This window comes from Shewanella sp. ZOR0012 (assembly GCF_000798835.1).
In the GTDB taxonomy this organism is placed as follows: domain Bacteria; phylum Pseudomonadota; class Gammaproteobacteria; order Enterobacterales; family Shewanellaceae; genus Shewanella; species Shewanella xiamenensis.
Window position 1 is genome coordinate 4,548,151 of sequence record NZ_JTLE01000094.1, and the last position, 26,111, is coordinate 4,574,261.

The window sequence follows — 26,111 nt, forward strand, 5'->3', positions numbered from 1 at the left end:
CTGTATTACTCGGTATCAGCCTTTGGTAAAAACACCTCGGCCATTGGTGTGACAGTCAATAAAACCCTCGACAAAAACTCAAAGGACTATCAGTGGGCAGATAAGGGGATCGTTATTCAATCAGTGCCAAATCGTGATGCATGGAACGCGATTGATCCCAATATTATTGTCGATGAAAAGGGCACGCCTTGGATGAGCTTTGGTTCCTTCTGGCAAGGGTTAAAACTGGTCAAACTCAACCCAGACTTTATTTCCATCGCCAAGCCTGAAGAATGGCACACGCTAGCCAAGTTAGAACGCCCGGCATTGCTTGGTGAAACCGAACCGGGTCCTGCACAAATCGAAGCGCCTTTTATCTACAAAAAAGATGACTATTACTATCTTTTTGTTTCCTATGGCCTTTGCTGCCGTGGGGATGACAGCACCTATCACTTAGCCGTGGGCCGAGCCAAAACGGTGACTGGGCCTTACCTCGATAAAGAGGGCAAAGACATGGCACAGGGCGGTGGCTCAGTATTACTGAAAGGCACTAAGGACTGGCCAGGATTGGGCCATAACAGTGTTTATAACTTCGATGGTAAAGATTACTTAGTCTTTCATGCCTATGAATCCGCCGATAATGGCTTACAAAAACTCAAGATGGCGGAACTGAGCTGGCGCCAAGGTTGGCCCGTAGTCGATCCTAAGGTGCTCAATCAATACCAGAGCGTATTAGTTGCACCCGAAGGAAAATAATAATGACTCATTCTATCAATAAAGTAATGGTCGCCATCTCCCTTGCGATGGGACTTGGCTTCACCAGCTTGGGAGCGGTTGACCTACATGCAGCAGAGAGTGCGAAGGGCGCGGATGAAAACCGCATTACCGCAGCCACTTTCGCCAATCCGTTATTTCGCAACGGTGCCGATCCTTGGCTCGAATACCACAATGGTAACTATTATCTCACCACCACCACGTGGACCTCTGAGCTGGTGATGCGTAAATCGCCCACCATTGCTGGGCTTGCCGATGCGCCAGCCCACAATATTTGGAGCGGCACCGATAAGTCTAACTGCTGCAATTTTTGGGCATTCGAATTCCACCCTCTACAAACTGCGCAGGGACTACGTTGGTATGTGATTTACACCTCGGGCGTGGCAGAAAACTTCGATGGCCAGCGTAACCATATTCTCGAGAGTGAAGGCAGTGACCCCATGGGGCCATACAAGTTTAAGGGCACGCCAATGCCCGATCACTGGAATATCGACGGCAGCTATTTGGAGTATAAAGGCCAGTTATATTTTCTCTGGTCCGAATGGCACGGCCAAGATCAAGTGAACTTGATTGCCAAGATGAGCAACCCTTGGACCATCGAGGGTGAACATAAGGTGATTACCGCACCTATTCACGACTGGGAAAAATCAGGCTTAAACGTCAATGAAGGCCCAGAGATCATTCAGCACGAGGGCAGAACCTTTTTAGTTCACTCGGCAAGCTTTTGTAATACTGAGGATTATTCCTTAGCCGTGGTTGAACTCACTGGTGACGATCCCATGGATCCCGCCGCATGGACTAAGTACGACAAGCCTTTCTTTAGCAAAGCCAATGGCGTCTATGGCCCTGGGCATCATGGTTTCTTCAAGTCACCCGATGGGAAAGAAGATTGGCTTATATACCATGGCAACTCCTCGGCTTCCGACGGCTGTAGTGGCACCCGTGCGGCACGTGCTCAACCCTTTACATGGGATAACAAAGGCTTGCCTAAATTTGGTGAACCGATGGCGGATAAAAAACAATTGCCCGTCCCAAGTGGCGAGTTTGGTCCGATAACCACCCAAGTGGAAGGCGTAAAATACCGCATCGTAAGCCGTGAAATCGGTCAATGCCTAGTGACTAATGCTAAAGGTCAAGTCAGTGTCGGCAAGTGCGACGATGACAACAGTCAATGGGTTATCGACCCGAGTAACGATGGCCTATATCGCTTTGCCAATGTGGGGCAGGGAACCTTTTTAACTCAGGCTCAGTGCCAAGATGAGTCATCAACGGCACTGAATACGGCGCCCTGGGTTGCCTCCCGTTGTCAGCGTTGGTCGTTGGATTCGACTCGTGAAGGCTGGTTCCGCTTTGCAAACGATCGCTCCATCGGTAATTTACAGGCGAAAAATTGCAGTAAAAAGGCCGGTGCCGACGTGATTGCGGGGGAAAACCGTGTCAGTGAATGCACAGATTGGCGGATTGAGCCTGTGTCAACATTAGCCATAGTCAACGCTCACAGCGGCAGAGTGGTCAGCGCCGAACAATGTCAGCTCAAACCCAATGCCAATGTGGCTCAGTTTGAATACACCGGCGATGCCTGTCAGCAGTGGCAAGCAGTGCCGACGACGGACGGCTTTTATCGCCTGCAATCCATCCAACTTTCAAACAACAAGGCGCAACAATGCCTTGTGACCAACGAAGGTAATCTTGAGCTAGGGGCTTGTAATGCAATCGACAGTGAATTCCGCAGCGAATTGATGCCCAATGGCTCATTAAGGCTGGTGTCCCGTAAGGGCGGTTCATCCATGAAAGTGGCCAATGGCTCCTATGCCAACGGCGATAACATAGTGGAAGACGTGTGGAAAAACACCATTTCACAACAGTTTTACTTTAGAGAGGTGAAATAATTCATCCCTTTGAAATAACTGAGCATCACCACGGCGGTGGTCATACCCAAACAACCTGAAGATGTAGGATTCAGCGGGAGTTTAACGCACTTTAGGCAAGGCGGTTATTTGAGAACCTAGTGAACTAAGTTAAAAATAACCAACACAGCATAAAGTACGTTAAAGCCCGCCGAGACGGAGCGCCTAGGGCACTCTACTTCTGTGTTACATCAATTCAAAAGGTGGTCGATTTTTTCATTGATGCGCCTTGAATTGAAGCCCCCTAGGCGCTCTGAAACTCGTATCTTCAGGTAGCTTGGGTATAAACGCGTGCTTGTAATGTCGTTTAAGTTGAGGTCGCTTAACGGCATCTTGGTTGAGCCTAGTTTGCTCGGCACCAGAGCAGTAATTGTGTATGCAATTACTGCTCTTTTTTATCCCGGCTCTTTTTATCCAGTCATGGCCTGCCATAACAGTCGTATTGCCAGTAGCGTGAGAATCAAATCAAAAGCTAAATTGAAATGTTTGTCCGTTACTCGAGTAAGCATCTTAAAGCCTAGCCATGTTCCAATACCGCCACTGATAATCATACAAACGAACAGTGGCCACCATGGGAGTATAGGGATATCGACCCCCTCAAAAACGATAATTTTCACCCCATGTTGTAAGGACATAATCATTGCAAAGGTGGCTACGGTACGAAATCGATCAATCTCTAACTGCTTGATAAACGCCGCAACCAAAGGGCCAGTTGCCCCAACGAATAATGAGATAAAGGTCGTTATCCCACTCGCAATTAACATGCCCATAGTACCCAGTACTACACGAGGTATTTTGGGGCCCCAACAGGAGTACAAGATAAATAGGGCAATGGTGAGATACATCACCGTAGGGGGGATCGCCACTAAGACTAAGCTGCCCAGCGCGGCACCAACGAGCGCCCCCGGTAAGAATACCCTGATAATTCGCCATTGAATATGTTGCCATCCCAATAGGGCTCGTCCTAAGTTAGAGCCCAATTGCACTACGCCGTGGAGGGGAATAATCACTTGAGGCGGAACCACTTGCGCCATCACGCCCAATAACATCACACCACCGCCAATACCAAAACAGGCGGTAAAAAATGCAGTAAAGGCCGAGGCTAAGGTTAACAGCGTGAATATATCAATAGGGATCAGATTAAAATCGAACCAAGCGGTGTGCATAGCCAATATTCAAGGAAGAAAAATATAAACTAGCAAAGCTTGGGCTCAGACAAAAGCAATTTGATGAATAAGCATTAGAAAGATCGAGTAAAAATCTTGCCATTTATCTGATATAAAAAGAAAAAGCTAATCACAGGATTAGCTTTTTCGGTTTAAACAACAGTGGTCAATTAGAAGGAGTAACGCGCACCGAGGGCAAACGTTCGGGTGTAGATACTATTCGTGCGGTTATAGAGTACTGAGTCCTCATAGTATTCTTGATAGATATCATCAAGAATATTTGTCGCATCGAAGGTTAGTACAAATTCATCTGTTACGTTATAGCTAAATTGGAAGTCAAGCGATTGCTCCGGCTTACGATAAATGCCACGAGGCATTGCGAAGCTACCTGCGTCATAAGCAGATAAGAATTTGTCACGCCAGGTGTAAGAGAGGCGAGCACTATAAACGTCTTTATCATAAATCAATACAGCACTCATTGAGGTATCTGATACACCAAATAAATCTCGTGTTGTAGTTGCAATTTGCTCACCACTTTCACTATCAAACTCTGGGATGTCTTGGCTAGAATCTAAGAAGGTTGCACTCACTTGAGTACCTAAACCATCTAGGTAACTAGGCATATTTTCAGGGAAATACACCGCACCAAGTTCATAACCACTTAGTTTTCCATTCGAAGAGTTTTCTGGTCGGTTTAAAAGATATTTTTTTGTTTCACCATCAACTTCACGAGTGATAGTCGATACTGAGTTAAATACAAAACCTTCAATATCACGACGGAAATAAGTACCGAAAATAGAAGATCCCTCACCAAAGTAATATTCCAATGAGAAATCATAGTTTTGTGAAGTAGTTGGTTCTAACTTAGAGTTACCACTTGAAGCTTGACCGAATCCAAGCTTTGTTAAGTCTTCTGTATAGGAAATCGCAGTGGTTAAATCACCAAAGGCGGGGCGACGAATCGTTTCAGTGTAGGCAAAACGTGCAACCAGTTCATCCGTTAACCAGAAGCGTACCATTAAGCTTGGTAATAACTCCGCACTTCCATTGGTATCGGTGTCATGCACGAGATAATATCGAATGTCATCAACGACATCCTCAGTAGCATATTTTTTGCGTTCCCAAAAATCCATATCCGCATCGGCTTTCTCGTAACGTAGGCCGATTTGACCATCGACTTGCTTACCCCATAACTCAGTTTCAAAATCACTTTGGATATACGCAGCGTATGATTTTTCAGTGATGTCATAGTTAGTATACATAGCAAGAGCTTGTTCATCTGCACCGTACATCGTTTCAATAGCAGAACGATTAGCATACAAATAGTTACCGTTAGCGATAGCCCAGCTAGTTGGTACATTTCCACGGCCATCAAAGAAGTCAGTAGTTACGGTAAACATGTTCGGGTCAAGATCACTAAATAGAACATTAGTGTTTAGTGAGCCTGCATCGTACAATCCGTGTTTTGCACCACGTTGCTCAGCACGTACACCAAACTTCATCTTAGTGAAGATACCGTAGTCGAGGTAATAGTCACCATCGAGTGTCCAAGTAACTGAATCCCCCTCGTCTTTGGCACCGCTATCGTATACGTTTGCAGTTTGCCACAAGGATAATTGCGTTAAATCAGATTCATTAATAGCAGTGTCAGGGTTATCTAAATAAACCCAGCTAGGGACACCACCACTTTTGTCGTTATAGTCAACATCAACGCCGTAGAAAGTTTGAGTGCTATTCGCGCTTACACCACGCATCGCCAGAAATTGTGATTCATAGGTACTGGTTTGATAGACAACTTCAGACTTTAAGATCAAATTGTCAAAGTCCCACTTACCTCCTAAGGCAAATACGTAACTATCTGTTTCGTTGTGGCTATGATCTGAACTGCTAAAGCCGCCAACGTTATATGCAGTTCGCGATTTAACCACATTGGTACCATCATAAACTTCGATACCATCTTTGATCACTTGCTGCCAATTAGCCGAGGAATCAACATTGCTAAAGAGCATAGAGTTGAAGTTATCATTGCGATAACCGTTATAGAATGCTTCAAAAAGGTACTCGGAAGTGTCAGTTGGTGCCCATTGCAATGAGAAATTTAGTGCTGGACGCTCACGTTCACCGTTATTCATATTTTGAAACACAGCATCACGCATGAGCAGATATTCTTGACCGTTGATCAAGGCTCCTTCAGATGTATCAAGACCATGAGCTAAACCGCGGGTCCAATAAATATCAGGGATTTGTGTACCCGTTTCTGCGTAGTAGGGCAAGGACGCACCAGGAGCGACAACTTGATCGTTGTAATTGGTACGAATATAAGAAACGTTAACTAATGCACCGACTTCACCGATGCTGGTATCCCAGCGGTCGCTAATTAAGGCACTGAAATTGGGATCGATAGTGTCAGGCTGATCAGAGTAAATCCCTTTGGCTGCTACCGAAATTTTTTCTTCTTGAAAATCAAAAGGTCTATGGGTACGAATGTCAATTTGGCCTGCGATACCACTGGCGACTTGAGAAGAGGAGCGTGTTTTAAAGACTTCAACACTGCCGAGTAATGCCGCTGGTACGTCTGCAATTGCCACTTCACGGCCTGCGGCGGTGAAGATTTGGCGGCCATTCACTGTGGTTGTCACATCCGTTAAACCCCGAATGCTTACAGTATTGGCTTCACCTGAGGCGCGGTCGGTGACTTGAACACCCGTTACCCGTTGTAAGGCTTCAACGACGTTATTATCTGGGAATTTGCCAATATCTTCGGCAATGATGGCATCAACAACTTGAATATTTTGACGTTTGAGTTCTACCGCCTTATTTAAACTACCGCGGATCCCCTGAACCTGAATGATCTCCATCTCTTCGTTATTTTGCGCTTTACCGCTAGAAGAGGGCTGTGCCGTTTCTTCCGCCTGAGGCGATTGTGTCGCTTCAGGTTCTGCTGCATACGTCGCTTGACTAGCAAGAGCAAGCAGAATCGCACTTGCCAAATAAGTCTGTTTAAACATCTAGTTAATCTCCGGTAGTTTTATTATTTGACCCGGTAGCCTAAGACACCATCTGACGTCCCGGTCTTTTTTATTCCACTTCAGAGTCACGGACATCCCCACAGTGTCCCTGAAAATTTAGAATTTTGTAGCGTACTTTGCACCATGGCATCTGATGATGCTTCAAGTGCTCAATTAAGATCTTATCAAAGTGTTAAAATCATATTGTATGACCATTGACCTGTCAACATTGCTATTTCATTTTGATAATAAAGAGAGAGTGCATTTCTTAGAATGAATTATGGACAAGGAAAAAATTAAATTTTTAAAACAAAACAGAGAGATAGTTTACTGTTTGACGGTAGGTAAATTGGTGAGTATGCGGCAAAATCAATATAAATCGCATTGTATATTTAGCTTTAATGTCTAATTTCTTGCAAAAAATCATAAATCTCTTTCACAAGATATTTACTTCTTTCGTCAGAGTGCTAATGTAATTTTAGTGTTACAGTAGTATTGTATTACTAATATGTAATGCATTGATACACGATTAACCTCTAACTATCCAACACAACAATAAAAGGAACGACGCTCATGGTGCTTAAACGCTCATTCGTGTCAGCAAGCTTGATCATGGCACTTGCCGCCTGTGGTGGGGACGACAGCAGCTATAGTGCTAACGACACAAATACCTTTACACCTCCCGCTCCAGTGACTTCGGCGGATCCGACAATAGCAGGTGAGGTGAGCTATAAAAATGCAGTGGTCCATGATCCATCGATCATTAAAGATACTGATGGTACTTACTATGTTTTTGGCTCCCACCTAGCGGTGGCCAGCTCTACTGATTTAATGAACTGGACACAAATTGCCTCGGATGGTGCCGCCACGAGCAGCTTGTTTAATACCTATGCGTCAGAAATCGCTGAAGGCACGGCATGGACGGGCGGCTTTGTCGGTTCGTGGGCGCCGGATGTGATAAAGCTTGCCGACGGTAAGTACCATTTCTATTACGACTTTTGTGGCGGCCCCGATAAGATTGATTGCGTATCGCGCTCCTATTTGGGGATGGCGACTTCTGACAATATTCTCGGTCCCTATGTTAACCAAGGCTTGATCTTGAAGACTGGGCATATTGGGGCTGAAAACCCAGGCGCAAACGGTCAAATTTACGATGGCAATGTCGACCCTAATGCTATCGATCCAGCCGTGTTTTACGATAAAGATGGCGGCCTGTGGATGACCTATGGTTCCTATTCCGGCGGGATCTGGGTCATGCAGTTAGATCCTGCAACGGGTAAACCGCTCGCTGGACAAGGTTATGGTACTAAGATCATGGGGGGCAATTACAGCGCGATTGAAGGGTCTTATGTTATCTATAGCCCTGAATCCGAATACTATTATATGTTTACCTCCTTTGGTGGTTTTGCCCAAAAAGACGGTTACAACATTCGTATCTCTCGCTCTAAAAATCCTAACGGTCCCTATGTCGATGCAGCTGGGCTCGACATGATTGGCGCAACGGCCGCAGGCAATATCGCCGACTATGGTGTCAAACTGATGGGCGGTTTCCAATTTGTGGCCCACCCTGGCGATGTGGGTCATGATCACGGTTATCTGTCACCCGGCCACAACTCAGCTTTTTATGATGCACAAACGGGCAAATACTTCTTAGTATTCCATACGCGCTTCCCCGATACCGACGAAGGTCACAGCGTGCGCGTGCATGAGCTATTTCTCAACAGTGATGGTTGGTTAGTTGCCTCACCACAGCGTTATGCACCGATCAACGGCGATAACATTGTCGATGAAATCGATGTCATTGGTGATTATCAATTCATTAATCACGCAAAAAATATTAATACTGCGGCACATAAATCAGTCCATGTGAAGTTATCCCGTACTTGGACCAATAAAGGCACTGTATCTGGCGATGTGACTGGTACTTACCAACAGGGCGATGACAATAAAATCAGCTTAACGCTAGACAATTTAGGCACATTTGAAGGCGTACTCGCCTGGCAATGGGATCCTGAACAAAACAAACTTATGCCTACCTTTAGCGCCATTTCTAATGATGGGGCGAGTATTTGGGGCGTGAAGCTCACCAATAAAACCACTGAGGAAATTTTATCGGCATCGGCAAACGGCATTAGCCTGCCGACCGAAGCCACCGAAGGCACGCTCGCCTTACCGATACAAGGTACCCGTGGGGCAACTATCGAGTGGCAATCGAGCGACGAGTCAGTGATCCGTGCCGATGGCACCATTATCAGACCCAACGTCGGCGAGGGCGATAAGGTCGTGACCTTAACCGCGACAATTATGGTCAATGGTAAGAAGGTGACTAAAACCTTCAAAATCACCGTATTTGCCCATAAAACCTATAACCGTATTGCCCAGTACAGCTTTGAGAATAACCTCAAGGACTCCTTGGGCTTATTTGGTGATGGCCAACCCACTGGCGATAGGATCTTCAAAGCGGGCGATGCCATTGGCTACGCCACAGGCTTTGAAGGACAAGCCCTGTCACTCGATGGTACCCACGGGGTGTTACTACCATCGGGCATTATCTCCAGCTACGAGTACACAGTGTCTTTTTGGGCAAGTCCTGCGGTTATTACAGGGTTTACCACGGCATTCTTCGGCGCAGTTAACGAGCAAACCGCTGAAGATGGTAGCAAGTTCTCCAATACTTGGGTCAGCATGCTGCCACAGGGTTGGGACGGTAATACCATGTTCTGGAGTCACAATATTGATACCAGCGGCAGTGCCGCGGTTGAAAGTTGGTTTGATGGTGTAACCGGCGAGCGCATCGCTGAAAACACTTGGTCGCATCTGGCGTTCTCCGTCAATAAAGGGCTAGTTAAAGTCTTTATCAACGGGATTGAGCGCTTTAGCCGCGGTAACCTTGCGAACTACTTTACGGGTGCTCAGGGTGTTTTCGGTCTTGGCGTTAACTACTGGGATCTGCCATACAACGGCCTCATTGATGAACTCAAAGTCTATGAAGCGGCATTAACGGCTGAAGAAGTCAAAGCCCTCGATATCGACAAGTTAGCCGACAGTGAACTATTGTCCTCAGCAACGGCCATTCTGGAGCTAGGCGACTTATCGGCGGTGCGTAAAAATATCGAACTGCCAGTTACGGGTCCTTATGCTGCGGCGATTTCTTGGGTATCTTCAGATCCAACGACTATTGATACCCATGGTAGCGTAACGCAACCTGCACGTGGTGAAGAAGACAAGGTGGTCACCTTAACGGCCACCTTAAAACTGGGTAATGCGACTCAAACCAAAGTCTTCACCGCAACCGTAAAAGCTAAGAATCCACCAACACCTGTAGCGATTTACAGTTTCGAAGATAATCTTAACGACAGTACCGCTAACTTCGGTGCGGGCACTTTAGTGGGTAACCTGATTGGTGTCGAAGGCGGTAAAATCAGCTATATAGACGGCGCGGTAGGCAAGGCGGCGGTCTTTGATGGTGCCTCTGGTATTGTATTGCCGAATAACCTTATCAAAGACTACACCTACTCAGTGTCGATGTGGCTCAATCCTGAGCAGCTGAATAAGTACACTACAGCCTTGTTTGGTTATGCGACCGATTCTAGCTGGACCAGCGTCTTACCTGGCGGTCAAAATGATTATGAGCGCATGGTATTATGGTCAGGCACAGCATGGTACGACGGTAGAACCGGTTTTGTGATGCCAAAATCCCAATGGACGCACCTTGCGTACACAGTGAATGGCGGCGATGTGAAGGTTTATATCAATGGTGAATTGAAGTTTACCGGCGCTAACTTCCCGGACGTATTCTCAGTACCGACCACTAAGTTTGCGGTCGGGGTCAACTTCTGGGATACGCCTTTCAAAGGGGCAATCGATGAAATCAAGTTCTATGACGAAGCGATTACTGAACAAGATGTGGCTGATTTATTTGGCGAATCTAATCAATAACTGAACAGTTAAGCCAGATCGCTTGACGATCCCATTCAAAAGATCAAAATCCGATGACCACTCGTCATCGGATTTTTTTATGCAACTCACTACCGCGTTTGCACTGGCCGGAACCATTCCTAAAAGAATTGATAGTTTAATCGCAGAAACAGAGCAACATATACTACCGATACAACGAGAATTAAGGGTTTACCCTCAGTGTGTCATAGCGAAACCAAGGAAATACCCAGTCAAAAGAAAAGGCCAGTCAGCTCTTAACTGATTGGCATTACTCTAAATGGTGCATTTAAATCAATGTTTTAAGATATTTAAATCTTGGCGATTATGAAGGTCATTTATCGACTATTATCGCGATAAGCCGGTAGCTAAAAGAACCACAAGCTATATTCACGTTTTACCCTTGCTTCATCCCATAAGTTGTTTAAGATTAAGCCTTTCTGGATTACAGAGTTTATTTCTGAGTAACGCAATGCAAACGGTCACGGTTGGCGAGCTGTTGATGACGCTCCCAGTAGGAAACCTCCTTGGAGAAGGCGTATTATGGGATGAATTACACCAATCCATTTGGTGGACTGACATTCTCTCCTCTGTGATTTATCGTTTTACTCTCGCCACCTGCACACTAGATACTTTCTCCATGCCGCACCGCGTCGGCTCCTTTGGCCTCACTGCAAAGCCTACAACACTGATCGTCGCATTCGATATCGGTATTGCGACTTATAATATTGAAGATCAAAGCCTGACATGGTTGGCGCAGCCAGAATCTCATTTTGCCGGCAATCGCTTTAATGATGGTCGCATCGATAGGCAAGGGCGTTTTTGGGCGGGCACTATGGTTGAGCGGCGCGATACTTTGCAACAAACGGCAGCCCTGTATTGTCTGGATGAGAATGGGCATTGCCACCAACGCCTCTCAAATCTCGAAATCTCCAACGGCCTATGCTGGAGCGTGGATGGGCGAACGCTCTACCATGCTGATTCGCCAAAACACCAAATCTATCAATATGATTTTGATATTGAGCAGGGGCTATTGAGTCGTAAGCGCCTCTTTGCGAGCACGAGCCATCACATTTTCCCTGATGGTTCCGATGTCGATGCGGCGGGTTATCTTTGGAATGCCCAGTGGGGCGGTGGACAAGTGGTACGCTATCGTCCAGACGGTGAAGTCGATCTTATCCTCAAATTGCCCGTTACAAACCCAACCAGCATCGCCTTTGGCGGCGCAAAATTAGATTTACTTATCGTGACCAGTGCTAAACACTCACTTGACGCATCGCAATTAGCTCAAGAGCCGCAAGCGGGGGATGTATTTATCTATCAATTACAGGGTATTTATGGCGTAACCGCCCCACGTTTTTGCGGTTAGATCTAAGTAAACATCAGCGTTTTTAGCGCAAATTTTGTTATCAAATCCACTCACCAATCCCTTAGACAAAAACGATTTACCGCGCTTTCAGGCAAAATCGCCGCTTATCGCCCCAATCATTTACCTTAAATTGTGATCTTGCTCAAAAAGCGGCTAATCGGTATTTTCACTCATAATTTGAGCAACTAACGCCATTTTTGTGACGCGCATCAATAATAAGATTTACAGCTATCAGAAATTGGTACAAAGTGGACAAAATGACTACTCAAAATGTCCATATCAATAAAAGCTTTAAATCCTGAGAAATAACATTATTTAAAAGTATTAATTCAAAAATAATAATAAAACTTACATACATCAGGATATTATTCTGTTGAAAGCTTAATGTGATTTCGATCACCTGTCGGAAATTGTCATTATTAGTCACTTTTTTATACTCGCACCTTGAGTAGGGTTAAGTTCTCTACTCAAGCATGCAGCGTATTCGCTGCAACTTGTGAGCACATAAAAGAGAGTGTGTGAAATGACAATGAATAGACGACAGTTTTTTAAACTCTGTGCTGTGGGAGCCGCGACTTCTGCTATTTCTGCACTGGGGTTGATGTCCGAAAAGGCATTTGCATCCGTCAGAGGTTTTAAATTGCTACGCGCAAAAGAGACGCGTAACAATTGTTGCTACTGCTCTGTGGGTTGTGGTTTGTTGATGTACAGCCAGAGCAGTAATGGGAAAAATGCGGAGCAGAGCATTTTTCATATCGAGGGCGATGCCGATAATCCAATTAACCGTGGGGCTCTGTGTCCTAAGGGCGCTGGCTTGGTTGACTATGTGAATAGCCCGCACCGTTTAAAATATCCTGAAGTGCGTTTACCTGGTTCGGATAAATGGCAGCGCATTAGCTGGGATGAGGCCTTTAAGCGTATCGCAAGACTTATCAAAGACGAGCGTGATGCCAATCTGATTGAAAAAAATGCCCAGGGTCAAACCGTTAACCGCTTAGTCAGTCTAGGCATGATGACTTCATCGGCCCAAGCAAACGAAGGCTGCTACATTACCCATAAATTTGGCCGTGCCATTGGCATGTTAGGCATAGATAACATCGCCCGCGTTTGTCACGCTCCGACACCTGCTGCGATGGCGCCCACCTTTGGCCGCGGCGCTATGACTAACCACTGGGCGGATATGAAAAATACCGATCTGGCCATTGTGATGGGCGGTAACGCTGCCGAAGCGCATCCCGTCGGTTTTGGTTGGGTGACAGAAGCGATGGAGCACAACAATGCCAAGTTGATTGTGGTCGATCCGCGCTTTAACCGCAGTGCTGCCGTCGCCGATTTATATGCGCCTATTCGTTCGGGCACCGATATTGCCTTCCTACTCGGCATGATCCGCTACCTGCTCGAAACCCAGCAAATCAACCTTAACTATGTCAAAGCCTATACCAATGCCTCGTTTATCGTGCGGGAAGACTTTGAATTTAATGAAGGTTTATTCAGTGGCTACGATGAGGCTAACCATAAATACGACCAATCTACTTGGTTCTATGAGTTAGATGAAGAGGGCTACGCTAAGGTCGACCCTAGCTTAAGTCATCCTCGTTGCGTGATTAACCTGCTGAAAAAACACGTTGATCGCTACGATCCCGACACAGTTTCCAGTATCACTGGGACGCCTAAAGAAACCTATCTTGAAGTGTGTCAGCAAATTGGGGCAACCCATGTTGACCATAAAGCCGCCACCTTCCTGTATGCACTAGGTTGGACACAGCACAGCGTCGGCGCGCAAAACATCCGCACCATGGCGATGATCCAATTGCTGCTTGGCAATATGGGGATCATGGGAGGCGGCGTGAATGCACTGCGTGGTCACTCAAACGTTCAAGGCGCAACGGACTTAGGGTTATTGTGCCAAGCCTTACCGGGTTACCTTAAATTACCTCAAGATAAAGATGTTGATTTACAAAACTATTTAGCCCATTACACCCCAAAAGCCTTAAGACCAAACCAAACCAACTATTGGCACAATTACCCAGCCTTTACCGTGTCGTTGTTAAAAGCCTTCTTCGGTGAACATGCGACGGCAGAGAATGATTATGGCTATGACTGGCTGCCAAAGTGGGACCAACAGTACGATATCAACAAGCAAATCGACATGATGGTTCACGGTGAGGTCAATGGCTACTTTATCCAAGGCATCAACGCGCTTAACTCTCAGCCCGATAAGCAAAAAGTGTCTAAGGGCTTATCGAATCTGAAGTTCTTAGTTGTGCTGGATGCACTTGCAAACGAAACCTCCACTTTCTGGCGCAATGCAGGTCAGTTTAACGATGTGGATACCGCCAGTATTCAAACTGAAGTCTTCCGCTTACCCACGACCTGTTTTGCTGAGGAAAGTGGTTCAATTGCCAACTCAAGCCGCTGGTTACAATGGCACTTTAAGGGCGCAAATCCACCCGGCGAAGCCTTGTCTGATCCTGAAATTCTTTCTGGCATCATGTTGGAATTAAAACGTTTATACCGTGAAGAGGGGGGTCGTTTACCTGCGCCAATTGAAGCCATTAAATGGGACTATGCGATCGAACATGAACCTAGTTCAGAGGAAATCGCGCGGGAGATGAATGGTTATGATCTCACTACCGGTAAGTTACTCAATGGTTTCTCCGAGTTAAAAGCCGATGGATCAACCTCATGTGGTGTTTGGGTTTACTCAGGCATGTGGACCGAAGCGGGCAACTTGATGGCGCGTCGCGATAATAGCGATCCATCAGGCAAAGGCATTACCCCAAATTGGTCATTCGCTTGGCCAGCAAACCGGCGCATCTTGTACAACCGCGCCTCCTGCGACGTGCAAGGTAAGCCGCGCGATCCAAGCCGTGTACTGCTCGAGTATAAAGACAACAAGTGGCAGGGCATTGATGTGCCAGACTTTAATGCCAAATTGAATGCCGAAGAATCGGCCCATCCTTTCATCATGCAAGCCGATGGCGTTGGCCACTTATTTGCGCTGCGTGACTTAAAAGATGGCCCATTCCCAGAGCATTACGAGCCGTTCGAATCACCACTGGCGAGTAATCCGCTGCACCCTAAGGTCACCAATAACCCAGTGGCGCGGATGTTCAAAGGCTTACGTGAAAGCTTTGGTACCAATGAAGAATTCCCCTATGTTGGCACCACTTACTCAATGACGGAGCACTTCAACAACTGGACCACACATTGTCACCTTGCTGCGATTACCCAGCCACAGCACTTTATCGAAATCGATGAAACCTTGGCGGCGGAAAAGGGCATCAATAACGGTGATTGGGTCAAGGTGAGCTCTAAGCGCTCGCATATTGTGACTAAGGCCTATGTCACTAAACGGCTCCAACCCATGATGGTTCAGGGCAAAAAAGTCCATACCATTGGTATTCCACGCCATGGCAGCTACGAGGCCTTGACGCAGAAGAGTTATATCGTTAACGAACTGACTTCATCTGTGGGCGATGCCAATACCCAAACCCCTGAATACAAAGCATTCCTTGTGAATATTGCCAAATCGGAGGGCTTCTAATTATGGCTTCTCAAGATATTATCCGCATCTCAGGCACCACGGACATCACCCCAGCGTCTCAAGCACGCATTGGAGCGGTCCAGCAGGTGACTAAGCTGTTTGATGCGACGAAATGTACCGGCTGTAAGGCCTGTCAGGTTGCCTGCTCCGAATGGAATGACCTTCGTGAAGATGTCGGTACTTTCCAAGGCAGTTATCAGAACCCGATGACACTGTCACCGGAAAGCTGGAACATAATGCAGTATCACGAAGTGATGGATAACAATAAGTTGCGTTGGCAATTTACCCACACTGCCTGTATGCACTGCGCCGATCCAGCCTGTTTAAAAGCCTGTTCAACCAGCGGAGCGATTGTGCAACATGCCAATGGCACAGTGGATTTTGACTCGAATAAGTGTATTGGCTGCGGCTATTGCGCTAGTGCCTGTCCTTTCAATGTGCCTAAGATCAGCGCCAAAGATAACAAAGCCTATAAGTGCACCCTGTGCTCCGATAGGCTCGCCGTTGGCCTCGAGCCTTCCTGCGTTAAAACCTGCACCGTGGGAGCACTGCGCTTTGGTACCCGCGAAGACATGTTGTTCTATGCCGAAAAACGCGTCGAGCAGTTAAAGGAACGTGGCTTCAGCAAGGCGGGACTTTATAACCCAGAGGGCGTTGGCGGTACGCATATGATGATGATCCTCCACGACATCACGCAACCCGAAAGCTATGGCATGCCCAAGGATCCGCAAATCCCTGCGGCAACCGAATGGCGTCAAGATTGGCTCAAACCGTTGGGCACCGCAGGCTTGCTCGCAACGGCGGCGTTCGCCCTGATGCACCGCATTGCGGTAGGGCGCAACATCGTCGAGGAAGATCAGCCTGGTTATATTGATGCCGGCGTCAAAGAGGAGGAAAAACTATGAGTCATAAAGAAATGATCGTGCGCCATAAGCTCGTTGATCGTCTGTGTCACTGGACCATAGTCTTTGTTGGCCTAGTGACCTTTCTAACGGGGTTCTCGTTTTTTTATCCCTCGTTCCAGTGGCTCAGTGGCATTGTTGGCACACCACAACTGGCAAAAGTGATGCATCCATTCTTTGGAATTGCCATGTGTCTGCTGCTGGCGGTGATGTTAATCCGCTACTACCAGCACAATAAGTGGAATAAATACGATTTGCCCTGGATGAAAGCCGTGGTGTGGGTGTTACTGCAAAAAGAAGAGAACATTCCGCCCGTGGGCCACTACAACCCAGGTCAGAAAATGTTATTCCGCGCCTTTGTGGTTTTTGTACTGGCGTTTCTGATCAGCGGCATCATGATGTGGCAACCTTATTTTGCCCCCATGTTCTCGGCAGAAGCCGTCAATTGGGCCACCTTAGTCCACTCGGCCTGCGGCATATTAATGCTGTTATCCCTAGTGGTACACGTATGGATGGCCTGCTGGATTGAAGGCTCTATCACTGGGATGCTCTACGGCAAAGTCTCTAAGGCTTGGGCTCGTAAGCACCACCCAGCCATGTTAGAAGAACACGAGGAATAATAGCGATGAAGATGGCCAGCGATATCCCGTTAAGTTTTGTTGATAAATCTCCCTTAGCTTTGAAACCGCTAAAAGCGGCAGATCCTGAGAAAATTTATCAACATAGAGCACGTCGTTTAGCCCAATTAGCGCAGGATTCTCCGCTGGCGGATTATCTTAAGCTCTGCCAAATCCTAGTGTCTGTGCAGCAAAAACTGGCGGCAACGGATATGGGCCCAGCACCAATGATTGACGTTGAGGCGCCATATCCGTTGTCCCTAAGCCAAACTCAAACGGCTCAGGATTGGTTACAACCATTGCAAGCATTGCTGACAGAATTGTTATCCCAAGTGCCCGCGCATTTAGTGCCTATTCTCCAGGAGCTACTGGAGCAATCGCCAGTCCAATTGCTCCAGTGGGGCAATCAACTGAGGCAAGGGCAGTTTAGTGCCGTACCCGCACAGTTTAGCTTATTTATTTGGGCGGGTTTGTCACTCTATTGGTCCCATTGGGCGCCCATGGTGATTGCGCGTATGGATACCAATAGGGTTAAGCAGTCCAGTTTATGCCCTGTATGCGGCAGTCATCCTGTCGCCAGCATGATTGTCGATAAACCCCGCGAAGGGCTGCGTTATCTACATTGCAGTCTGTGTGAAAGCGAGTGGCATTATGTGCGCGCCCATTGTACCTGCTGCGAACAATCCCGTGAGATGTCTATTTGGTCGTTTGACGATCATAAGGCTGCCGTACGGATTGAGAGCTGCGAGGCGTGTAAAGGATATACTAAGATGTTGTTTATCAATCGTTTGCCATTGTTAGATGCGGCAGCGGATGATATCGCATCGATGGGATTGGATGCCGAGCTCAATACAAAGGGCTATGGTGCGACAACTGTCAATCCGCTATTGCTGGCCCATGAAGCTTAGAAAACGTAGTTAACAGGAGATGCGTTGATGGTTGCTGATAATTCTTTCCCTAATTCAGTTGTTACAGCCGATGTGACTCGATTTAGCACGGCAGGGAATGTTGAACAAACTGAATTACTCGCCAATGAGGTAAGAGTGGCGTTGGTGTATAACGGATTGGCGCACACAGTCATGATGGCAAGCCCACAGGACTTGGAAGTGTTTGCGATAGGTTTTACGCTTTCGGAAAGAATTGTCTCAACCATTAATGATATAAAAGATATTGAACTTGAATATGTTTCTAATGGCGTGATCATTAAGATAGAGATTAATCAACGCTGTTTCAATGAGTTAAAGGAGCATCGCCGTAGCATGGCAGGACGCACTGGCTGTGGTCTCTGTGGTGTTGCACAGCTTAAAGATGCTGTAAAACCAGTTCGAGTCGTCGGATCAGATATCCGATTTAACATTGCCCATCTCGACCCGATTTTAGTCCGAGTCAAACAACTACAACAGACTTTTGCTTTAACTGGTGCAACCCATGCTGCAATTGGTGTAAATGAAAACGGGGAGGTGATTTATCTATTTGAAGATATTGGCCGACATATCGCTTTAGATAAATTGATCGGGGCGATGTCTGTTCGGTATGCAGCAAAACCCGCTGCGGTATTGTTAACCAGCCGCGCCAGTTTTGAAATGGTACAAAAGGCGGCAAGTGTCGGTATTCAAATTCTGTTTGCTATGTCAGCCGTGACGGCGTTGGCTACTGAGATTGCGGAGCAAAGCAATGTGACTTTAGTCGGTTTCTGCCGTGATGGTCGAGCAAATATTTATAATCATGGCTATCGACTTCAAGGAAGCCAACTGTCACAACCAGCCGTGGTCGGGCTTTAAGATTTGATCGTAGGCAAATGAAGAGATTGATTGGCAAAATAAAAAGTCGATCCAAGTAATAATAGACACCAACATCATGATATAAAACGCGATGCTATGTGAATTCTTTAGCACTATGTGGAGTAATCTCTGCAAACATTCACGTAGCAACGCGATATAAGCAATAGCATTTCTTCCTTAAACCAATAAATCCTCAATCAAGCAGAACCAGCAGAACCAGCAGAACCAGCAGAAGTGAAAGTACTTTAACGTAAATCCATAGAGAACTGTTTCTTTCCCCAAAACACAATTTAACATAATATACATTGTGCGCAGTTTCAAATATTGCAAATCAAGATAAGTGATTGATACGGAGCTTTGGTGGCGTTTTCATAGGAAAAGCCTTTTTTGTCACGTTTTAAGAAATTACGAGCTTATTACTTATTAACTGACTTAAAGGGTTTTGTTATGACAAATAAATCTAATAAGAAGGAATTTAGCCCTATGAAAACTTGTACGCGCCGATGGTTTTTAGCCACGTTTGGAAATGGCACCGACGGAATCGACTATAACGCTGCGGCCAAGTTTTGTGATGTTAGTCCGAGAACTGTTCGTTATTGGTGGTCAACAAGTTGTCCACCTTGGATTGATAGACTCGCTTACTTAGCGAGTCGCTCGATACCAGAATCTAAAGAATGGCAAGGTTTCGGCTTTAGCCACGATGGTAAGCTATTAACTCCATATAAGAATTTGACCTTTACCAGCGGCCAGTTGTTAAACGTGTTTTTTGATAGACAGTTTAACCGCTTTGACCGCGCCGAAAAGGAAAAGCTCTCGGCTCAGGTCGATAGTTTACGCAGTGATGAAGAAGCCGCCGCAATTAGGGATGAATTAGAGGTGATCATCAACACGCTAACTAAGCTTAAACAGTCGCCTATTGTTGCGCCGAAAAAGGCCTTTGCTAAGACCACCAAGCGAACCGTGAAGCGTAGCGAGTAAATAGCAAAATGCCGATAACGTCATTTATCGGCATTAATCAATTCGGCATTTTATCAGGCTTAGTATTTTCGCTTAACCCATGCGGCGGCAATGATTAACACGCCCGCAAATATGGCGATTAGCGAGTCACTCGGCTGGATTTTGACAATCACAGGGTCTGGCGTTCTGACCGCTACACTAAAGTCACTTGGTAAGCCGCTGAACATTATAAATATCCTCCCGCTGCTGTTTGACTTCGAGCGCGACCACCCGCTTGTCGATTTCGTTAATGACTTTAGTCAGGCTGGCTTGGTTTTCGTTTATGCCCGATTGAATGTCTAGCATCATAATCAGCAACACCGCACCAAATCCCCCTATCCCGCTGCCTTTGAGTAATTCCATTTGTTTTTTCTTATCATCTTCGTGCATATCAGCCTCGCCATACTTTGGTTTTGTCTTTTTTACGGTCGTTTTTGAATACGTCCCACGCGCCCACGCTGGCGGCGGCTGAGGCGGCAACGCCCTGCACCACTACATCACCCACATTAACAACGGCGTTAACTAAATCAGGGTGAACACCCGCCACGGCGGCACCAATCAGCACTAGGCCGCGCCACGTTGACCACTGCGTTAAATAGTTGGTTAAAGTTTGCATCTAAGCCCCCTAGCCTATGGTTTTGGCGCTGACTTCGCTGTTAATTAAGTAATTGTATTTAGGCAATAAAACGCCTTGCGGAGCGATTTTGTTAAATAGCGCGGCAATGCCCGAGTTGCTACGCTCCATAATCAACCGCCAAGTGGGGTCAATAAAGCCGTTTGCAGCCACATAGCGGCTGTTGAGGTAAAACGCCGCGCTTGAGAACTCCACAGGCTGATAGCCGTTAGTCCACGCCGCAATATCCGACCATGCTTGGCCGATTGGCTCGGTAATTTGCGCCGCTAATCGGTCGCCCGCCGAATACATCTTGCTGAAAACGTACAGGCCATAAATCGCCGCCACGGCGATAAGGCCATTAGTTAAACCCTGCGGCCACTGCGCTGGTAATGGTATTTTGGTCATAGGGGTTATATCCGTTTTCAAAATGGATCATGGCCGATACCACCCGCGAGTAATACGCGGCTGGAATAACTTGGTTAACTTGCAGCCCTGCTTTAGCAGCCACAAAATCAGCGTATTTCTGAGTGGGATTGTTATCACTTGGCGGCGCCCATCGGTTAATGATGCCAGCCACGGTGTTAAGGCCGTACTTGTCGCGGTAATTCTTAAGAATGCGAGCGGCGGCGCGGATACCGTAGAACGGCGATGAAAAGATGACAAAACGGCCGTCATTGCCCGTCATGCCTTGCCATTGGTCACCGCTCTTTTCGACGTTGAGCGGGTTATTATTGCGAATGCCTTTAGGGGGTAACATGCTATTGCCTGCCTCCGTTCGAGGCGCTGGCTCCGCGGGTGTTTCAGGGTACAGATACGGCGCTTGTACCACTGGTGCGGGGCTGTTGCGCTGGAAAATGATGTCCTCGAAGCTTTCAGCCGAGAAAATATCGAGCCAATCGAGGTTTGCATAAGTGGGTTTGTACCGCTCCGACTCAGTCGGTGCGGTCACGCTGTTTGATGTGGGCGAACCGTTGACGGCAACGGGCGTTAATGGCTTTTGTGAGTTTTTAAGCCACCACCACCCCGCCGCTGCCATGGCTGCGCCTGCGGTAATCACGATAAGCGGGCGCATTAGTTTAATAACTCCATGACTTCGACCAAAGCGGGGCTTAAGTCACCGTTAACGCTCAATTCTACGCGCTGCATTTCTTCACCTGCGGCGCTGCTTTGCCCTGTGATTAAATGCCCCGCTTCATTGATTACGTAGCCGCCCTTTTCTCTCAGCCCTTCAACGTTGCCTTCGTCATGCCGATATTCCCCATTAACGAGGTAAAACGCTAACACGCTGCCGTATTTAGGCTTTATCCAAATGTCATTATAGAAATTCACCAGCGGCCTATTACTTACCGCGCCCGCCCCTGTGTAGCGAACAAATGATAAGCCCCCATCATTTGAAAAATAAGGGTAAACAGTGCCATAAATGGATAAGCCGCAAACTTGCTCGCCTGTTTGGTCAAAATTAAGGGTTAAAAATTCATTCACCACAACCGACCATGTCACGCCGCCGTCATTGCTGGCGAATGTTCGCCGCACAGGGCTTGAAATAGTGCCAACAATCCGCTTGCCGTCTTTGCTGGTAATTCTGGCGTTATAACGCTGTGATGAACCCAACTCTGGCACAACTTTTTGAATTGCTGCGGTATAACTTGCCGTTTTTGCTACGCCGCTGAATGTTAAGGTGTCCAAATCCAACAGCCCCCACCATTCGCTTGCAGAGAAAAACAACTTGTTTTCGATGATATGGCCGTAAGGAAAAAAGTTTAAATAGCCGATTCCGACTAAATCCAAGGCGCTGGCAGTTATGAGGTAACTAAAGGTCACGCCGTCATCATTCGACACAAAAAAGCGCGTTGAGCCTGATGATCCATTAGTGGCAATCAGTAAATAAAGCTTGCTCCGCGCCCGATGGTGAACAAGGTAAAATCCCGCGCCTTGCATGGCGACATCATTAGTCCACGCTGGCTGCGCCCAAGTTGCGCCGCCGTCTGTTGAAATACGAAATCTATCAATGAAGCTTTGTGAACCCGCTAAAATGGTGTTGCCGTCTTTGCTTACGTGAAACTCACCAGCCGATAAGCTATCTGTTTCCCTTCCCGTTGCCTTTGAATATGTGTTTAACACGCTGGCATTTTGCACGTTTAATTCAGGCAGTTTTTTATAGGCGTATAAACTGCCAGCGATTGGCAATTCTTCCACCACGCCCACAGGTAAACGCCAGCCCGTCCCATCAACACCCGAGCCGCCAAGAAATACTTCTTTATTGGTGCGTAGGCGAATCGCTTGGCGGGTTAAATCGCTTAAGGTGATTAGCTTTGAGCCGAGCACGTCAACGGTTTTTGTCCTAACCGCCGTTGCCCCTTTGATTGAGACATTGGCTTGACCAGAAATTGAGGTATCGCCCGCCCAAAAGGTAACCGCGCCGTCATCGCCTTGAATAGTGATTTCATCAAATGGAATGGCTTTATCTATGGACATGCCAACCCACATTTTAGTATCGAGCACCACACGGCCTTTTTCAGATAGGCGCACGTTTACCACGCCGCCCGCGCTGATTAAGCTAAAGTAAGCGCCTGTTTTGTTTACCGTTAAAAAGCCGTTGTTAATCGTTTGATTAATAATCATTATTTGCGCCCCGCTAAAATGACCGCGCCCGCGATTAATGCCGTACCGCCGAGCATATAAAGCATGGTTTTGTTATTGGATTCGGCCAAGGCCGCGCCGTCACTGCGGCTAAATTGCTCGGCAAAACTCATCATGGAGTCAAAGCCGCGCTGCAATTGCCCTGTGGCGTCTTTATTGGCTTGATTGCCCGCATCGAGGGCGGTTTTAGTGAGCGATTCCGCAAGGTCGGCGCTGTTATTCATGGCGCTACCCGCTAGATAGGTGTTGTTGTCGTTGGCCTTAGAAAGTGCATCCGAGACAACTTTTGCCAAGCTAACGGAATTATCCATTGATGCTTGAGACACTGCGGCGTTAACCGCTACCGCACCATCGGCAAACTTAAGCGAATCGCTCAGGTTGTCGCGGGTGGCGTTGGTCATGGTTTCAAAGCCGCGCGCCTGTAAATCGCCGAACTCCGTTAAGGCGTTGGCACCGACCCTAAACATATCTTGTTGTGCTGAGTTGGTTTCGCCGAACAAATCCACGGCGGCATTAAGAAAGTTTTCATTTTGACGTTCACCCATCAAGGCGACATCGGTCACGGCGTTAAATCCATCCGTGACCATGCCCGCGCCTTGGCTGAATAACTGCGGAAAAATATCGACAATCTGACCAACGAGGTCAAATGCGCCGCCGTCTGTGATGGTGTTACCACTGCCATTAATCACAAGGCCATTATTAGCCCCTTGGATGCCGAACGTGGTCGAAGTGTTATTGGTTGTTTGGCTGGATGCGCTGCGAGAACTTGAGCCCATTATAAAACCGCCCTTAAAATGGTTTCGGCCTTTTCATAGCCAAAACGCTTGCCCATACGGAGCATGGCTTCGGGGCGCTTGGTGTGTAGTCGAACGCTGGCGAACCCCTGCGCCTTTGCTTGTTTGTGGATGGTATCGAGGTAAGGCAGTGAGTTTTTACCCGCCGCCGCGACAATCACTAGCTCTTTACCGTTGGCGGTGACTTCACCGCGCAGCACAGTAAAAAACTCGTTATCACCCCATGCAATTAATTGCGCCGCGCCTTGCTGGACTTCGCTTTGAATGGTGCGCAAGTCATCACCCAAGGCGGGCGCTAATTTTCCCCATGCAAGGGCGGCTATTTCTTTTGGGTCAACAGGTAAACGGCTACCGCCGCAATCCCGAGAATTAGCCATGTGTTTACCCCGCTACCGCTTCCGATACCGAATGAAACATTGCCACCCTGAAAAGCGGCGTTGTTTAACTGGTCACCAGTGCCCGAACTTGCGGCACTGGAATTTGACATACCACCAGACGGACCCATTATTTAGCCTCAGCCTTGGTGTTGCGTGTGTTGATATAATTCAGGATTAAGCCAGCCACTACTGCGCCCGCTACCTGCATTAAAAACGCTTTGTTATTCATCGCGCTCCCCTTATTTTTTACGGCTCAGCCAGTACAACAGCGCTAAGCCGCCGACCACTATCCCGAGCGTACCCGTGCCAATTTGCAGCCCTTGAGCCATTTTTTGTTTCATTTGCTCGGCGGGACTGGCATAGACATAGTTGGAATTTGGCGCAGGCGTTTGAACCGTTTCGAGCAGTTCTTTTTGACCTACGCCGTTGGCGTTTTTCATGGCGCGGATTTGCTCATACTGTGCGTATAAGCCAAGCGCCGAGCCTAAGCCCTCATTCACACGGTCAAACCACCCCGTCGTTGACGGGTTTGGCGCAATCGTTGGCAACTGGGTATCCGTTGCCTTTGCCGTGGAATCGAGGTACTGGGACACCGACCCAGTGAGGTAATCAAAAGCCATACAGCCCCCTTAGATACCCGCTAGGCCGTCGAAGTATTCCACCACCACAACCGCCGCCGCGGCGTCATCGGTATAGACACGAATACGCAAATCTTGCAGACCTTTCAGCGGTAACGCTTGGAGCATGTCGCCTTCCAGCACAAAATCGAGCGTCACACGGTCAGCTTGCGGATTGCGACCATGGTCAACTTGGATTTTTTCAATCAGGGTTTTGTTACCTTCAAACGCCTTAAGTGAGTCCATTTCAAGTTCAACCTTGGTCACGACGGCGGTGGTAACAATGTGGATCGCCGCGATACTTGCAGAGGCTGGGCGCGGGATTTTGTCGATTTCTGTTACCCCCGCATTGAGCGCAACAGGGAAATTTTTAACTTTGGTGATGTAGCCAATCTCGGCGGCATCGGATTGAATCGCGAAACCTTCTAGCTTTGGCGCTGTTGCGGCGGCGTCAATTTCAATGCGCATAGTCACGTTAGAAATGATGCCAGACGCGCCCGACTTAGTACCTAAGCCAAACATGCGGCCTTCAAGCAAGGTTTTCATTTCATCGCGCTTAAAGTGGAAGTCCAACACGCCCGCAACGGTGTTACGTTTATAGAACTTATTGTAATCCGCTAACGCTTGACCGTCCTTAAACTCAAGAATGGCTTTTCCGTTGACTTCAATGCGGATATTTTTCATTTGCGCCAAAGTCACGCCCGAGTATTGGACATGAATCTTGTCATAGGTACGGCCAATGGGCAGTTCTAAGGTGGCAGTATTGCCTGCGGCAACGTTTGAAAATGATGGGAGTTTAACTGTTGTGCGCATGTTCTACCCCTTAACCAATTAAACGGCGAACAGACGGGACGCGATTGGCGGCATAGACAACACCGACAGCAATCGCCACAAAAGGCAGGTATTTTTTAAGCATGGTTTTCCCCTTGGGATACGCTGCCTCACGGCAGACTATAAGCGCCTCACGGCGGGTTAACATGCCTACGCTTCACAGCGTTGGCTAAGTGCGCTTATAGGTATACGGGGATTTTAGGCGGGAGAAAAGCGTACCCGTTAACGGGTACGCGAGTAATTATGGTTGGATT

Annotated in this window: 23 protein-coding genes; 10 read left to right on the top strand and 13 right to left on the bottom strand. The window is 47.4% G+C overall.

The features are described 5' to 3' along the window. On the top strand, positions 1 to 735 hold a 735-nt coding region (locus L976_RS21590), incomplete at its 5' end, for a family 43 glycosylhydrolase (RefSeq protein ID WP_047540882.1). A gap of 2 nt (positions 736 to 737) precedes the next feature. Continuing rightward, positions 738 to 2,642 carry a family 43 glycosylhydrolase gene (locus L976_RS21595; protein ID WP_047539931.1) on the top strand — a complete coding sequence of 635 codons (1,905 nt, stop codon included), beginning with the start codon at positions 738 to 740 and terminating at the stop codon, positions 2,640 to 2,642. 428 nt (positions 2,643 to 3,070) lie between these two features. Here L976_RS21595 and L976_RS21600 read toward each other — a convergent pair whose 3' ends face one another. Further along, a complete protein-coding gene (locus tag L976_RS21600) occupies positions 3,071 to 3,826 on the bottom strand; it encodes a sulfite exporter TauE/SafE family protein (RefSeq protein ID WP_047539933.1) in 756 nt (251 codons plus the stop codon). 170 nt (positions 3,827 to 3,996) lie between these two features. Next, a complete protein-coding gene (locus tag L976_RS21605) occupies positions 3,997 to 6,834 on the bottom strand; it encodes a TonB-dependent receptor (protein WP_047539935.1) in 2,838 nt (945 codons plus the stop codon). Between the two features lie 573 nt (positions 6,835 to 7,407). On the opposite strand from L976_RS21605, the gene L976_RS21610 reads away from it, so the two are divergent. The 8 genes from L976_RS21610 (at position 7,408) to L976_RS21650 (ending at position 19,964) form a co-directional block, all read left to right on the top strand. Continuing rightward, positions 7,408 to 10,773 (top strand): LamG-like jellyroll fold domain-containing protein, encoded by a 3,366-nt coding sequence (locus L976_RS21610; RefSeq protein WP_047539937.1) that lies wholly within the window; start codon positions 7,408 to 7,410, stop codon positions 10,771 to 10,773. Between the two features lie 469 nt (positions 10,774 to 11,242). Continuing rightward, positions 11,243 to 12,139, top strand: a complete 897-nt coding sequence (locus L976_RS21620) for an SMP-30/gluconolactonase/LRE family protein (RefSeq protein WP_037429660.1) — start codon at positions 11,243 to 11,245, stop codon at positions 12,137 to 12,139. Positions 12,140 to 12,668: 529 nt separating this feature from the next. Next, positions 12,669 to 15,686, top strand: a complete 3,018-nt coding sequence (gene fdnG / locus L976_RS21625) for a formate dehydrogenase-N subunit alpha (RefSeq protein ID WP_081990975.1) — start codon at positions 12,669 to 12,671, stop codon at positions 15,684 to 15,686. A 2-nt stretch (positions 15,687 to 15,688) separates the two neighbouring features. Then, positions 15,689 to 16,591 (top strand): formate dehydrogenase subunit beta, encoded by a 903-nt coding sequence (gene fdxH, locus L976_RS21630; protein WP_047539941.1) that lies wholly within the window; start codon positions 15,689 to 15,691, stop codon positions 16,589 to 16,591. Continuing rightward, on the top strand, positions 16,588 to 17,208 hold the full coding sequence (locus tag L976_RS21635) for a formate dehydrogenase subunit gamma (RefSeq protein WP_037430467.1): 621 nt from the start codon (positions 16,588 to 16,590) through the stop codon (positions 17,206 to 17,208). Before fdxH ends, L976_RS21635 begins: the two co-directional genes overlap by 4 nt. Before the next feature lie 5 nt (positions 17,209 to 17,213). After that, positions 17,214 to 18,113, top strand: a complete 900-nt coding sequence (fdhE, locus tag L976_RS21640) for a formate dehydrogenase accessory protein FdhE (RefSeq protein ID WP_047539943.1) — start codon at positions 17,214 to 17,216, stop codon at positions 18,111 to 18,113. Positions 18,114 to 18,140: 27 nt separating this feature from the next. Further along, on the top strand, positions 18,141 to 18,986 hold the full coding sequence (fdhD, locus tag L976_RS21645; protein WP_081990940.1) for a formate dehydrogenase accessory sulfurtransferase FdhD: 846 nt from the start codon (positions 18,141 to 18,143) through the stop codon (positions 18,984 to 18,986). A 447-nt stretch (positions 18,987 to 19,433) separates the two neighbouring features. Then, complete coding sequence (locus L976_RS21650) at positions 19,434 to 19,964, top strand: hypothetical protein (protein ID WP_052184083.1); 531 nt, start codon at positions 19,434 to 19,436, stop codon at positions 19,962 to 19,964. 59 nt (positions 19,965 to 20,023) lie between these two features. On the opposite strand, the gene L976_RS23415 is transcribed toward L976_RS21650, so the two are convergent. From L976_RS23415 to L976_RS23420, 11 genes are all read right to left on the bottom strand, one after another. Continuing rightward, entirely contained in the window at positions 20,024 to 20,170 is a 147-nt protein-coding gene (locus L976_RS23415; protein ID WP_156143219.1) for a hypothetical protein, read from the bottom strand. Next, on the bottom strand, positions 20,148 to 20,372 hold the full coding sequence (locus L976_RS21655) for a hypothetical protein (RefSeq protein ID WP_047539947.1): 225 nt from the start codon (positions 20,370 to 20,372) through the stop codon (positions 20,148 to 20,150). The genes L976_RS23415 and L976_RS21655 overlap by 23 nt, the downstream gene beginning before the upstream one ends. Position 20,373: 1 nt before the next feature. Then, complete coding sequence (locus tag L976_RS21660; RefSeq protein ID WP_047539949.1) at positions 20,374 to 20,598, bottom strand: hypothetical protein; 225 nt, start codon at positions 20,596 to 20,598, stop codon at positions 20,374 to 20,376. Between the two features lie 9 nt (positions 20,599 to 20,607). Beyond that, entirely contained in the window at positions 20,608 to 21,003 is a 396-nt protein-coding gene (locus L976_RS21665; RefSeq protein WP_047539951.1) for a hypothetical protein, read from the bottom strand. Beyond that, a complete protein-coding gene (locus L976_RS22540) occupies positions 20,957 to 21,670 on the bottom strand; it encodes a hypothetical protein (RefSeq protein WP_052184050.1) in 714 nt (237 codons plus the stop codon). Before L976_RS22540 ends, L976_RS21665 begins: the two co-directional genes overlap by 47 nt. Next, positions 21,670 to 23,220 carry a sialidase family protein gene (locus L976_RS21675; protein ID WP_047539953.1) on the bottom strand — a complete coding sequence of 517 codons (1,551 nt, stop codon included), beginning with the start codon at positions 23,218 to 23,220 and terminating at the stop codon, positions 21,670 to 21,672. The genes L976_RS22540 and L976_RS21675 overlap by 1 nt, the downstream gene beginning before the upstream one ends. Next, positions 23,220 to 24,014 (bottom strand): hypothetical protein, encoded by a 795-nt coding sequence (locus L976_RS21680; protein ID WP_047539955.1) that lies wholly within the window; start codon positions 24,012 to 24,014, stop codon positions 23,220 to 23,222. The genes L976_RS21675 and L976_RS21680 overlap by 1 nt, the downstream gene beginning before the upstream one ends. Continuing rightward, positions 24,014 to 24,409: a hypothetical protein gene (locus tag L976_RS21685; protein WP_052184051.1), complete on the bottom strand. Its 396-nt coding sequence runs from the start codon at positions 24,407 to 24,409 to the stop codon at positions 24,014 to 24,016. The genes L976_RS21680 and L976_RS21685 overlap by 1 nt, the downstream gene beginning before the upstream one ends. Before the next feature lie 239 nt (positions 24,410 to 24,648). Then, positions 24,649 to 25,029, bottom strand: coding sequence for a hypothetical protein (locus L976_RS21690; protein ID WP_047539957.1), 381 nt, complete (start codon positions 25,027 to 25,029; stop codon positions 24,649 to 24,651). Between the two features lie 9 nt (positions 25,030 to 25,038). After that, entirely contained in the window at positions 25,039 to 25,839 is an 801-nt protein-coding gene (locus L976_RS21695) for a major capsid protein P2 (RefSeq protein WP_047539959.1), read from the bottom strand. Positions 25,840 to 25,849: 10 nt separating this feature from the next. Continuing rightward, positions 25,850 to 26,005: a hypothetical protein gene (locus tag L976_RS23420; RefSeq protein WP_156143220.1), complete on the bottom strand. Its 156-nt coding sequence runs from the start codon at positions 26,003 to 26,005 to the stop codon at positions 25,850 to 25,852. Positions 26,006 to 26,111 lie beyond the last annotated feature (106 nt).